This is a genomic window from Scytonema hofmannii PCC 7110 (assembly GCF_000346485.2).
Taxonomy (GTDB): domain Bacteria; phylum Cyanobacteriota; class Cyanobacteriia; order Cyanobacteriales; family Nostocaceae; genus Scytonema; species Scytonema hofmannii.
Genome location: NZ_KQ976354.1, coordinates 62598 through 75674 on the forward strand (window position 1 = coordinate 62598; position 13077 = coordinate 75674).

General features: G+C 41.6%; 10 protein-coding genes and 1 pseudogene. 6 read left to right on the plus strand and 5 right to left on the minus strand.

Going from position 1 to position 13077, the window contains the following annotated elements; all coding sequences use genetic code 11:
• The first annotated feature begins 242 nt into the window (after positions 1-242).
• From WA1_RS00320 to WA1_RS61255, 4 genes and pseudogenes are all read left to right on the plus strand, one after another.
• Complete coding sequence (locus WA1_RS00320) at positions 243-776, plus strand: TlpA family protein disulfide reductase (RefSeq protein ID WP_026134523.1); 534 nt, start codon at positions 243-245, stop codon at positions 774-776.
• A 64-nt stretch (positions 777-840) separates the two neighbouring features.
• On the plus strand, positions 841-1692 hold the full coding sequence (locus WA1_RS00325; RefSeq protein WP_017742225.1) for a cytochrome c biogenesis CcdA family protein: 852 nt from the start codon (positions 841-843) through the stop codon (positions 1690-1692).
• A 7-nt stretch (positions 1693-1699) separates the two neighbouring features.
• Positions 1700-1990: pseudogene (locus tag WA1_RS61250) on the plus strand (NAD(P)/FAD-dependent oxidoreductase); the annotation flags it as partial.
• Positions 1991-2045: 55 nt separating this feature from the next.
• Positions 2046-2387: a thioredoxin family protein gene (locus WA1_RS61255; protein WP_026134521.1), complete on the plus strand. Its 342-nt coding sequence runs from the start codon at positions 2046-2048 to the stop codon at positions 2385-2387.
• 47 nt (positions 2388-2434) lie between these two features.
• Here the strand turns inward: WA1_RS61255 and WA1_RS00340 are convergent, their stop codons facing one another.
• Complete coding sequence (locus WA1_RS00340) at positions 2435-3040, minus strand: cysteine dioxygenase family protein (RefSeq protein WP_017742224.1); 606 nt, start codon at positions 3038-3040, stop codon at positions 2435-2437.
• Positions 3041-3259: 219 nt separating this feature from the next.
• Here WA1_RS00340 and nrtS point away from each other — a divergent pair, with 219 nt between their 5' ends.
• Positions 3260-3496 (plus strand): nitrate/nitrite transporter NrtS, encoded by a 237-nt coding sequence (gene nrtS / locus WA1_RS00345; RefSeq protein WP_017742223.1) that lies wholly within the window; start codon positions 3260-3262, stop codon positions 3494-3496.
• 61 nt (positions 3497-3557) lie between these two features.
• Here nrtS and WA1_RS00350 read toward each other — a convergent pair whose 3' ends face one another.
• Positions 3558-7193: an AAA-like domain-containing protein gene (locus WA1_RS00350; protein ID WP_017742222.1), complete on the minus strand. Its 3636-nt coding sequence runs from the start codon at positions 7191-7193 to the stop codon at positions 3558-3560.
• A 295-nt stretch (positions 7194-7488) separates the two neighbouring features.
• Between WA1_RS00350 and WA1_RS00355 the strand changes: the two genes are divergently transcribed.
• Complete coding sequence (locus tag WA1_RS00355) at positions 7489-8838, plus strand: DUF2254 domain-containing protein (protein ID WP_017742221.1); 1350 nt, start codon at positions 7489-7491, stop codon at positions 8836-8838.
• 360 nt (positions 8839-9198) lie between these two features.
• Here the strand turns inward: WA1_RS00355 and WA1_RS00360 are convergent, their stop codons facing one another.
• The 3 genes from WA1_RS00360 to WA1_RS00370 all read right to left on the minus strand — a co-directional run bounded on the left by WA1_RS00360 (position 9199) and on the right by WA1_RS00370 (position 13069).
• Positions 9199-9882, minus strand: a complete 684-nt coding sequence (locus WA1_RS00360; RefSeq protein WP_017742219.1) for a general stress protein — start codon at positions 9880-9882, stop codon at positions 9199-9201.
• 104 nt (positions 9883-9986) lie between these two features.
• Positions 9987-11849: a response regulator gene (locus WA1_RS00365; RefSeq protein ID WP_017742218.1), complete on the minus strand. Its 1863-nt coding sequence runs from the start codon at positions 11847-11849 to the stop codon at positions 9987-9989.
• A gap of 440 nt (positions 11850-12289) precedes the next feature.
• Positions 12290-13069, minus strand: a complete 780-nt coding sequence (locus tag WA1_RS00370; protein ID WP_148662584.1) for a M48 family metallopeptidase — start codon at positions 13067-13069, stop codon at positions 12290-12292.
• Positions 13070-13077: the final 8 nt, after the last annotated feature.

The window sequence follows — 13077 nt, forward strand, 5'->3', positions numbered from 1 at the left end:
CTGCTTAAGCTATCTATTTTTATGACGACTGGTGTCGTGCGATCGGATTGGATACTCTCACAAAATAATTTACCAACAAGTCGGATTTCATTAAATCCAATTTCAAAATTCAGTCGTCTTATAAGCAGATGCCCACAAAATCACAATTTAATTTCCCAATTTTGGGGAAACCACCGCACAATATTGTATGTATTGTGGCAGCATCCATCCTGCAATTGAAACTCTAGAACAGGAAAAATTGTATGCACAAACACATGAATTTCTTGCTCAAAATTTGTTTGAGTAGCCTTGTCTTCACATTATCAATGGTAGCAACAACCTCAGCTAGTATTTCGGCTACTGAAGCTCAATCATCAATTGCGAAAGTTGCTCAGTCAAATCCCTGTGCTGGGAAAAATCCTTGTGCAGCTAAAGCCAATTCTGTAGGAGGATCTCTAGCCAAAGAACTGCAAGGTAAACCAGTCGTGGTAGATGTGTTTGCGACTTGGTGTGCTGGCTGCAAAAATATTGCTCCCACTCTGTCGCAATTGAAACAGGAATACTCTGGAAAGGTTAACTTTGTTGTCCTGGATGTCACCGATAAAGCCAAACTTAAACAGACACAAGCTAAAGCAGAAAAGTTAGGTTTGGGAAAATTCTTAGAGGCTAACAAGAGCCAAACAAGCACAGTCGCTATTGTTGACCCAGCTACTGGGAATATTTTAAGTATGTTCAAAAACAATCCCAATAAGGCTGATTACACTAAAGTACTCGAAACCGCTTTGGCAAAAAATTAGTTGGGTTTATAGTATTGCCCCTATCTTTAGGGGCGATGCTAGCTTATTTAAATAGGAGAATTCCATGAAACAAATACCTCAGTCATCAACTGAACATAACTCGTCTCAAGGTTCTATAAAGCGGAAAAAATGGCTGGTTTATGGTGGATTGGGATTACTATCCCTTGTTCTGGTTCTGACTTTGGGACCTATAATCAGTCATCCTATTGAAAGGCTCATTTCTCTTGTCGAAAACCGCTATCAGCAGTGGTTTGACCAACAAAACACTGCAAATCCCTTTGTGTTGTTGCCTTTAGCGTTTATCGGTGGAGCGATCGCTAGTGTCTCCCCCTGTATTCTGGCATTGTTACCAGTCAACCTCAGCTATATCGGCACGCTAAAAATTAAATCCCGTTGGGATGCCTTTAAGAAAGCTGGTTTATTTGTCCTGGGAGCAGTCACGATTTTAAGTTTGTTTGGCTTGGTTTCATCCTTTGCCGGAGCCGTCATGGTAGAGTATCGTGGCTACATCAATATTGTAGTAGGACTAATTATGGCTGTGATGGGTCTGTGGTTAATGGGGGTAATAAAAGTGCCTTTACCGCAGATGAATGTGAATCTTCCCCTGGCTGGACCATATGGAGTCGGGTTGACTTTTGCTCTGGTCAGTTCTCCCTGTGCCAGTCCGGTACTGTTTGCCGTGCTAGCAGCAGCCGCAGCAACAGGTTCTCAGGTCTTAGGTACGTTAACAATGGTCAGTTATGCTCTAGGTTATACCATTTTGATTTTTCTCGCGAGTTTATTTACGGGGCTTGCGAAACAAAGCAATCAGTTGTTGAAACATTCCGAGGGAATTATCCGTTTTGGTAGTCTAGCGCTCATTCTGACTGGGGCATACTACTTGTTCACTGGGACTCAATGGTTCTTGGGAGGTTAAATTAATTGTGGTCGAGAATCTGGTTATTATTGGCTCTGGACCAGCAGGCTATACCGCCGCTATCTATGCGGGACGTGCTCAACTCAAGCCTCTGGTATTTGAAGGATTTAGTGTTGGAGGGATACCTGGAGGTCAATTGATGACCACCACTCAGGTAGAGAACTATCCCGGTTTCTCAGAAGGAATTCAAGGTTCACGATTAATGCAGCAGATGCGCCAGCAAGCACAGCACTGGGGTGCTACGTTAATTGCCGATGATGTGATTGCTGTGGATTTTAGTCAATACCCTTTTGCGATCGCCTGTTACCTTCGCTGCCTAAACAGTTTTTTCGTCACAATATTAGGAAATAAATATGCAAGAAAATTTTTCTGTCGATGGAACTTTCTTTACAGGGCGAGCAGCTTTTGAATGGTTAATGCAGGAATCTAATCGGTTAATCATTGTCAAGTTTGTGGCTCCCTACTGTCCTTCCTGTGAAACACTGAAACCCGTACTACATAAAATAGCTGTGGATAACACAGGAAGTTTACACCTCGTTGAACTCGATATGACCGAAGAACCTGAACTGGCTATTACCTTTGGTGTCAGAAGTGCTCCAACAGGAGTATTACTTAAAAAGCAGCAAACCTTGGCACAAATAGTAGGATTGAAACCTAAAAAACAATATGCAGAAATGATTCAATCTGCACTGTGAACTACCCATACGCTGAAGTTGAGAAGTTGATTTGCCTGACAACATCATCAAAAATTTTTCGCAGTACGGGTAACAGGATCGAATTCAAATCGTTGTTCATAGTTTGTTTCGCCATACAAATTAAAGCTAATCGTCGGTTCATCGCCGAGTGCTTCAACACTATGGATTGCATCTGGCATAAAACTAATAATGTCTCCTGGAGTTACAATAACATCTCCGACTTTTTCAATACCACCATTATTATCAACCCGTCTCCAAAGCGTATTTTTTTCTTCTCCGCTAATCAGCGCTACAACTCCCCAAGTTGCATGATTGTGAATTGGTGATACTCTTCCCGGTAGCCAGGTGACTGTCTGCACCGTCAAGGGGAAATCCGGCTCATCATATAGGGTGAGTACTGACCAACCTGTCTCTTGATTGGGTTCGAGATATTCACCTTGCAACCACTCCGAACTTGTTAATAATCGACGTACTAGAGGACAAATTGCTTGAAGTCGGTGGCGATCGCTCTTGAATTTATAGAGAATATCTTCAAGATCCGTTAAAAACCGATAGAGTCGATATTGACCTGTTGATAATTCTAGATTATCTGCCGATTCTTCCCAGGCTTCACACCTGCCGTCACCTGTTACTAACCAATCTTGATTTATCATATCTACTTCCGTTATAGTTCCAAATTAGACCTGTTGTTATGACGACTGGCAAAGCCAATCGGATTAGATGCTCCGACCAAATATAGCAGTTCTCACTTGAATGAAGTACAGATTTATCTGCGTGCATCCGCTACAGGCTGCGGTTCCTTAATTATTTGATGTATAGTCAAGTATTATAGTTTTCGTAGTTGTCTCTCAGCTATGAAAGCAAATCAATAGATGAAGCAGGTAAGAAATTGCAAGGAATTTTGCTTATGTCTTTTTGACCAAGACATGATACCGACAGCATTAAAAGTGTCTGTTGTGGTTGGTTCTATACTATTTGTTATCAATCATGGTTCGGCTTTTGTTAAAGGTCAAATGAATCGCGATCGCTGGATTTCTGCTATAACTTACCTAGTGCCTTATATGGTAAACATTCATGGTCAATATGTAAGCCGTTCTAAAAGACGTTGATTTGCCTAAAAAAGTCATCACAAAGTTTTTTCAGAACAATTTCAATCCTCTACCCACTAAACTAATGAGAGGTCGTGCTAATCCCATCGCACAATTGCCTCTCATCTTCTTTGATATTAGCGCTATTTCTCAGATAATCTCTCACCCAATCACAACCCTGTACTAATAATTTATCTGGATTAGAATTTAAATCCAAATGCCAAAAAATGACATTTCCCAAAGAGTCGGAAGAAGCTAAAACTCGACCATCTGGACTAAAACTCACGCTTTTAACACCTGCATGATGTCCTCCAAGGGTTTGCAGTATTTTCCCTTCTCTCGTCCATAATTTTATTGTCTTGTCGTCACTGGCTGTGACAAAAATTTTACTGTTGTGACTAAAAATCATGCTATTGATATCGCCTTCATGACAATACAGTGTCACTAGCATTTGACCTTGCAAATTCCAAAGTTTAACAGTTCTATCTTTACTCACAGTGGCAATAGTTTGACCGTCTGGACTTATAGCGATCGCTAAAATTCCATCCTCATGTCCCCGCAAAGTCATAAGTTCTTTACCTTGGCGGTTCCAAATTTTAGCAGTTCCATCTTGGCTACCTGTGGCAATAAGCTGACCATCGGGACTAAAATTCACGCTCCTCACACCCGCTTGATGTCCTTGCAAGGTTAATAATTCTCTACCTGCAAAATCCCACAGTTTGACTGTATTATCCCAACTAGCACTGGCAACTGTTTGACCGTCAGGACTAAAGACAGCGCTTCTCACATCTCCTTGATGTCCTCGCAGTGTCACTAATTCTTTACCATTTAAATTCCACAACTTGACTGTTTTATCTCGGCTGGCGGTAACAACCATTTTCCCATCAGGGCTAAACTGCAAACTTCTCAATGTATCGGTATGACCTTGTAGGGAAGTTGTCTGTAAAGTCTCCATACTTTCAAGGTTCCACAATATTGCAGTATTCTGTCTTCCTATAGTACCAAGAAATTGACCTTTAGGGTTAAAACTAATACCCACAGACGCAGCTTCTTTGAGATTCTCACTCCAAGCAGCGACTGTTCTTATTTTAGATTTTGGGTTGAGGATTTTGGATTGGGGATGTGTTTGTGACCCTATACTGGTTCCTTCTGGGTTCCACAGTCTGACACTCCCATCCTCGCCACTGCTTGCTAGGGTTTTGCCATCTTTGCTAAAGTGTACGCCCCAAACAGCGTCTTTATGACCGTGTAAAACTTGTAACTGTTCGCCTCTGCGGTTCCAAGTTCTCACAGTCGTATCCCAACCCGCAGTAGCAATGGTTTGACCGTCACCACTGAAAACTGCACTACCGACAATATCCTCATGACCGCGCATTGTTGCTAGTTCTTCTCCCTCTAAATTCCAGAGTTTCGCGGTTTTGTCCCGACTAGCAGTTATCAAGTTTTTACCATCGGAACTAAAATTAACGTACATGACCCAATCTTGATGTCCTCGTAGTGTGACAATTTCTTTACCATCCAAACTCCAAACTTTAGCTGTGCCATCTCGACTGGCTGTCGCAATTGTTCCTCCCTTGGGGTTGAAATGAATGGCAACAACCGGGGCATTATGAGTGCGGAAAGATGTCAACTGCTGTCCCCGCAAGTTCCACAGGCGGATTGTACCGTTCCATTCCATTGAGGCGATCGTCTGACCATCAGGGCTAAATCCAACACACGCAACCCAATCTTTGTTAGGTAGGAAAAGTAATTCTTTACCGTCTGCAACACTCCAAATTCTGGCAGTTTTATCTCGACCACCACTGACTAACCACTTACCATTTTTGTTAAAATTTACACTCCATACAGCGTCTTGATGACCCTGTAAAGTGTGGAGTAATTTACCATCACGCTGCCATATTTTAATCGTTTTGTCCCAACTGGCACTTGCTAGTTTTTGACCATTGGGACTAAACTTAACTCGGGTAACGACATCTCCGTGACCTGTAAAGTGATCGCGTTCTCTTACCCAATAAAGAGACTGGCGAATGGCTTTTTCTACCTGTGTCTGAAGGAGCATACTGGCATTGTCCCAACCTATGTGCTTTAACTTCACGCCAGCTTTTAACCCGGAAAGTAAAGCATCAAAGGGTTGCTTGGAATCAAAAGAAGCTTCTGAGGAAATCGTTAAGGCTTTAATTTCGCCCAGAACAACTTGTTTTTTTTGTTCGTTAGTTTGCCAAGCGAGCAACCCTGATAATCCCAAAAGGCTGACAGCTACCAAAGAAACTGCTGAAAGCCCAAGCAGTCCACGGCGAATCGTATTTTTAGCTTGTTGTTCGGCATTAATGAGGATTTGATTGGCTTGTTCTGAGGCAATGAGCGCACTCTGTACCTCTCGTTTTTCTAGTTCTTCGCTTGCAGCTAAAAACCGATAATCCAGATTGCTCAAACTTTTGCCCTTTGCCCAAATTTGAGCGTTTAAAAGTGCTTGTCCCCGCAAGAGGTTAGTTTCATCCTGATAATCTGATGCTACCCAAGCATTAATTAAATCTGCATAAGGTCGTAACTTCTTTAATTGCTTTTCTACCCACTCTCTATTAAAAACTTCTTGATAAATAGGATTATAAACTTGTAAAGCACCTTGTTTTTTAACAACCAACCCTGACAGCAATAACTCAATTTTTTCTGGCGAATCGTCAGCAGGAATGCTTCCGTTTTGCAATATTTGCAAGTAGAATCCTAGCAATCTGCTAGCTCTTTGTTCGTTGCAAAGCAATCTGTCGCGTATTGTCCTTAAATGAGGTGGTTCATCTTGGGAAGCCCAATTTTCTATGATATGCGATCGCACAATTGTAGAGACTTGTTCGGACACTTCTTCTGGTTGCGTCAATATTTCCCGCATCAATTTTGCCAAGAACGGAGATGCTTCAGAGTTAAGCATCACTTTTTCTTCTGTTCTTGTAGAAACGTTACACAGAACGCTTTTAACTATCTGGCATAATTTTTGTGTCAGGAATGGTTGACCCCCAGTCCAAGCAAGTATCTCTGTCAGCACTGCTTGGGGATTATCGATTTTAGCTGCTAAGCCTAGCTCCAAGGGTTCGACTTCGTGCAATTTAAACCCATTTAACTCGATAGCACGTCCAATATTGAAAGGTGTTCGAGTTTTGTCTACAATCAAATCTGAAGGCGTTGCTACTCCTATAAGAGCAAAGGTGAGACGTGTATGTTCGTGACAACAACGTATAAGAGCAAAAAAGTCATCAGTATTAAATGGTAAGCTTAAAGTGCTATCGATTTCATCGAAAAAAATAACTATCGGTTGCTCAAGGCACTCCGTCAGAACCGATTGTAGTAACTCACCCAAGCATCCTACAGGAGAAAAATCTTGTCTTTCTGCTAACCAATTTCGGACATTAATCTTATCAGAAAGCCGAAAACTCCTTACCAACCGCATAATAATATCTGCATACCACTGATTGGCTGTGATGTTGCTATTTCCAATTCCAGACAAATCAACGGTTGTGCAAACAATACCATCCTCTTGCAGCCGTTTAGCCACTTGTACCCGCAAACTTGATTTGCCCATTTGACGAGAGTTAAGAATGTAACAAAACTCGCCCGCCTTTAAAGCCTTGTAAAGTTCTTCATCCGCCTGCCGTACTACGTAACTAGGTGCATTAGCGGGAAGACGACCCCCCACTTGATACTCGTAGGATGAAATCAGTTTTTGCACGGATATCCTGCCTTACAATTCCGAATCGATGCATTGCATCACAAAGTTGACTACAAGTATTTATATAGGTTAACGCTGTCACTGTCGATGTAGAAAAGTTAAGTACTTTCAAAGATAGCGAAAGTGAACTGTTATTTTTAACAGTACTGGATAAGCGCTCTAATAATTCTTAACTTTTCTGTATTGATACTATGATACTAACTATGGTCTTCACTACTTGAGCTTGAGGAAAACTTGCTCAAGTGTGCTCCTCACAAGATAGAAACGGCAAAGTAAATTATAAAATCAATGAACAATGAGAAATGTCAAGGTAAGCAAACTTTGGGATCGGCTCCACTCTAGCTACTGGTTTATACCAACAGTCATGGCATTAGCAGCTACTGCTTTAGCTTTCACAGTGCTCATTTTTGACCGCACGGGCAAGGTGGAAATTGATTATTGGTGGGTTTACACTGGTGGAGCCGATGGAGCGCGATCGCTACTAGGATCTGTTGCAGGTTCAATGGTGAGTGTTGCTGCTACAGCCTTCTCAATTACGATTGTGGCACTTCAGCTAGCAGCTTCCAATTTTGGTCCCCGACTTCTGCGTAATTTTATGCAAGATACAGGTAATCAAGTTGTACTTGGCACATTTATTGGTACGTTCATCTACTGCTTGCTCGTATTACGGACAATTCGTGGGGAAGGAGATGGATACGAACAGTTTGTACCACAGCTTGCGGTGACCGTTGGCATATTACTCGCAATTATTAGCATTGGTGTTTTGATTTATTTTATTCATCATGCCTCAACAATAATTCAGGCATCTAACGTTATTCAGAATGTTAGTGCAGATTTACATTCAGCAATTGAACGCTTATTTCCACAAAAAATAGGACATGGTGAACCAGAACTCAGACAAACAGTTACAGAAATTCCTGCATCTTTTGAAGAGGAAGCTGTACCAATTCGAGCTAATAGCACTGGTTATCTACAAGCAATTGATGACGAAGAATTGATGAAGATTGCTTGTAAGTATAATTTGCTAGTACATCTTCAGACTCGACCAGGAAAATTTGTAGTTCAAGGGAGCGGTTTAATCTTAGCTTTTCCTGGTGAAAAAGTGCATCAAAAACTTACCAAGCAAATTAATAATGCCTTCATTCTAGGTAAAGAACGTACAGAACAGCAGGATGTAGAGTTTCCCATTAATCAGTTAGTAGAAATCGCTCTACGTGCTATCTCTCCTGCTGTGAATGATCCATTTACTGCTATTCGCTGTATTGACCAATTAAGTGCTGGATTGTGTCACATAGTTCAAAGAAATTTTCCTTCACCTTATCGCTACGACAATAATAATAGACTGCGCGTAATTACTGAAAGCGTAAAGTTTGCAGGATTAATGGATGCTGCTTTTAACCAAATTCGCCAGTATGGGCGGTCTGATGTCGCAGTAACTATTCGTTTGTTGGAAGCTATAGGATTAATTGCTACGTACACTAAAAATTCCAAATATCAAGCAGTTCTGCGGCATCATGCTGACATGATTTTACAAGATAGCCGGGAGGAACTTTCGCAAGAACAAGACCGCCAAGATGTAGAAGAACAATATTACCAAGTTATTAAAAATTCAGATAATTACAGCACTATTAAGGATTGGAACTGACTAGAGGAGTCGCATATTAAATTAATAGTTTTTAGAGAATACTTATGAGAAGTGTGGATTGGAAAGGTTATCGAGCGATCGTTTGGTTAGGACAAGCTCTCCTAAGAATTTTTGTCATAGCTGCAGTAGTTCAAGGTAAGTGGTTAAATACCTTGGTCTAGCATTTTTCCTTGTAGCATCTCTGTAGGCGGGTTTCTCTTCAACGTAGCTCGGGGCAACCCCGCCGTAGGGGACTGGTGAACCCAGAGTGGGTTTCCCCCCCTTGTAGCGCCTGCCATCGCAAAGGCACTAAGAAATTAAGAGATTTTTATTATGGTGATGCTACTGGACATGATATTAGCCATTCTTACAAGAAAGAATTTAGCGGGTCTGCTCTCGTTTGTCCACAATTGTTACAGGTTCATCTTCAGTGGCAATTCTCTCTTCATATCTGGGAGCAGTTCTATCTTCATATCTATCTGAAGCTAGACCTACAGGAGGTGCAGCATCAGAACTATAATTGCGACCTTCATTAGATACATCGTATATGTTCCAATTACGAATATTCCGATTCCGTAAAATGGAGCTAGCACGGTTAATTTCATCCTCCGTGCCTTCAATCATCACTAAATAATCACCTTGAGATATGCGATCGCTATAGGCTCGAGCGTCTTCTTCAGGAATTCCAGCACCAGTTAAAGCTCCTACAAGGCTTCCTGCTGCTGCACCAATCCCCGCACCAGCCAAAGTCGTTGCTATAGTTCCAGCAGCGAGAAAAGGACCAACTCCTGGAATAATTAAAGCTTCTAAACCTACAAGTAAGCCACCGAGACCACCTAAGACAGTACCTGCTACTGCACCAATTCCAGCACCTTCTTGAGATTCATCATCACCACGGTCTTTGATATCAGCTCCTGCAATTTGGTCATTATGCTCTGCGTTCTTCGCTAGTATAGAAACTTGGTTCATAGTGAAACCGGAGCCTCTCAAATCATTTAACGCCGCTTCAGCTTCTTGTCTGTTGGGAAATGTACCAACTGCACGCTTACGTTGTTGAAGTGTCATTTTTCCTCCTTTCAAGATTGACAAATAACAAGTGCTTCTAATTTGACGGTATCTTCAAAAAGTGGAAAACTAGTGGAGGATATTAAGTAAGCAGGAAGTAACTTTCATCTCTTTATATTTATATTAGTGCAAGGATTTTCAGCCAAGCTTCTTTTTAAGCGGTTCAAAATTCGGGTAACGAGTTGCTCTCCCATAACAGGCTTGCTCACGCAATCGTCAGCACCAGCTGCAAATATCCGTTCCACAGTATTGATTTCTGTAGTATAAGCAGTTAAAAACAATACTGGTAGTTTGCTCCAGAACGGATCGTTACGTACTACCTGGCACAATTCAATCCCGTTTATGTAAGGCATTTTGGCATCTAAAATCAGTACATTCGGGGAAAATTCCGTTAAATTATCCCAGAATTGGCGCGGATCGCCAAGAGTCGTCACCTTAAAGCCCCAAGGTTCTAGTAATTTCTGTACAACAGTCAGCACTTCTCGATCGTCGTCTACAACCATTACTTTCGCTTCAACCGAACCTAAGCGTTGCAGCACCTGGTTTACTTGCTGAAAGACAAGATTTTTCGGCATGGATTTATGCAAAAAACCATGTCCGCCAGCTCGTGCGACTTCTACACGGTTAGTAAAATGACTTTGGTCTGTAAAAACTATGACTGGAATTGGTGGTGTTCTGTTTGATAATTCTGCTATTAGCTTGAAGTTTTCTTGAAGATTAGGTTGACAGGTAAGATCCAGTAGTAGAGATAGATTGTGGTGTATTTGTAGATTATCGATCGCACTTCTAACAAATGTAATATTTGTAACAATTTTGACTTGTATTCCTCGAACAGTCGCTTCCTCGACCAACTCCTCAACAAATTGCCTATCGTCGCTTAGAAGCACGAGTACATCCTGCTGTTGCTGAGGTGATACTTGCTCGGATGGAGTGTGTTCTAGCTCATGCTGCAATTTCATCACGAGTTTACTCAGACGTGGAGATTGAGACTGATTAACGAGTATTCCACCACCAAGCAAATGCTCCATCTTGTACGCTAATTGCGAACCTTTAGCAAAACCAAAACTTCCCAAGGAACCAGCTAGCTTATGCGCCTCTTGCTCTGCAAGGTTTTGCAACTGAATATCAAGTTTACCCTCTCTCAACGCATTCACTGCTTGCTCTAAAATGACAATGCGCGAGCCGACCCTAGCTTTGAACTCTTCTTGTGCCTTAGCAATGGCTACAGACAAAGTTTGGTGCTTTAATGAATTTGGCTCTTCTGGAGTTTCCTGACCATTTTGCTCATCAGAGAGAGCTTTCAGGCGATAACCTAGCCCGTAAACTGTTTCTATGAAATTATAGGGCGCACCTGCTGCTTTCAGTTTCTGCCGTAAACTTTTAATGTGCGATTTAATTGTGTTTTCTTCTGGTGGGTCAATATCTGCTCCCCACAAACGATCGATTATTGCACTTCGGCTAAAGACGCGCTGACTGTTGCGTAAAAAAAGCTCCAGAACACTAAACTCCTTTGGTGTTAAATGCAGAAGCTGGCGATCGTAACTCACTTCACAGCTACTGGGATCGAGACGCAAGCTTCCCCATTCTAAAACAGGAGGTAAAGAAGAATTTCCCCGACGGAGTAACGCACGTATACGGGCTGCTAATTCTGGAAAGTCAAAAGGTTTAACGAGATAATCGTCTGCTCCCGCATCTAATCCCATAACTTTATCAGTTTTGGTATCTTTCGCGGTTAGTAACAGGATAGGCATTTGATAGCCGTCTTGACGTAATTGCCGACAAAGACTTATGCCATCTATCTTAGGTAGGATGACATCTAGTAAAATCACATCGTAGTCGCAGACTGCCACTAATTCCCAACCATCTTGACCGTCAACAGCAATATCAACAACATAACGTTGTTCTGTGAGATATGCTGCAACAGCTTGAGCAAGTAGATTGTCATCTTCAACTAAAAGAATTCTCATATGGAACCTTTGCTTCTAAAAGCAACCCCGCTCGCTAATACCAATCTCTAGAATTAGTTATGTCTTGTTCAGAGGTATTTGGCATCTATCACAAGCGAGGAAAGATTCAAAGAACGTCAACATATAAAGACGACAACATTATTTTTACTACTGTACTGACGCTCTTGCAGTGTTAATGATGACAGCCCATGTTCTTAGTCCCACAACTCCATCATTTCTTAAATAGCCTTTCTCAGTCTAATGAGGTACACCCCCCTTTCATCCCCCCAAGGCATCGGGGGGACAGAGGGGGGTAATTTTTGTACCTCACCAAGTTGAAATTTGCTGTAAAAGGTAAAGCAGTTAATGAAATTGCTGAGAGAAAACTCAGAGATAACAAACTAGATCGAATAAAATTAGCATTCATATTCCAAAATTTCCATCTTCTAAGATAAAGCTGCTTAAGAATCAATCTCACGTTTTAAAGCCGCAATTCTGTCATCAGGTGCAGGGTGTGTACTTAAAAATGTTGGAGGACTCGGTTGATTGCGTAACTTTTGTAAAAAGGCAATCATTGCTCTTGGATCGTAGCCAGTGCGTGTTAAAGTTTCGATTCCTCTTCGATCGGCTTCGTATTCATCTTGACGACTTCTAGGACGTTGCAGTGCTAGTTCTACTCCTAATTGAACGGCTGTACTTCTGTCTAAACCTGCTGCATTGGCAAGACCCCGAGCAATGGCTGTTTGCCGCATCTGTTCGATAGAATGTCGGCTAGCAATATGACCAATTTCATGAGCTAAGACAGCTGCTAATTGAGCTTCGTTATCTGCTGCTCTCATTAAACCAGTGGTGACATAGACGTAGCCTCCAGCAGTTGCAAAGGCATTGATACTGTCATCTCGAACGACTTGGAATGTGTAGGGAATATTAGGACGGGTACTATTTGCAGCCAAGCGCTGACCGATTCGATTTACGTAAGTATTTGCTTTGCGATCGCTGTAAAGTTCTACTTGACCGCTACTAATTAGTTGCTGATTAATTTGTTTGCCAAGTTGAACTTCTTCTTCATCAGAAATGTTATATAACTGAACGACTTGTGCGCCTTGAAGTAGTAATTCCAACCAAGGAATTGCTAGAGATACTTCAGGAGAACTGATAATAATACCAAATGCCATCAAAAGCGACACAAAAGGATAAGATAAGCGACGATGAAAGTGATATTTTGCAAAAATATTGGACATAGTTAAAA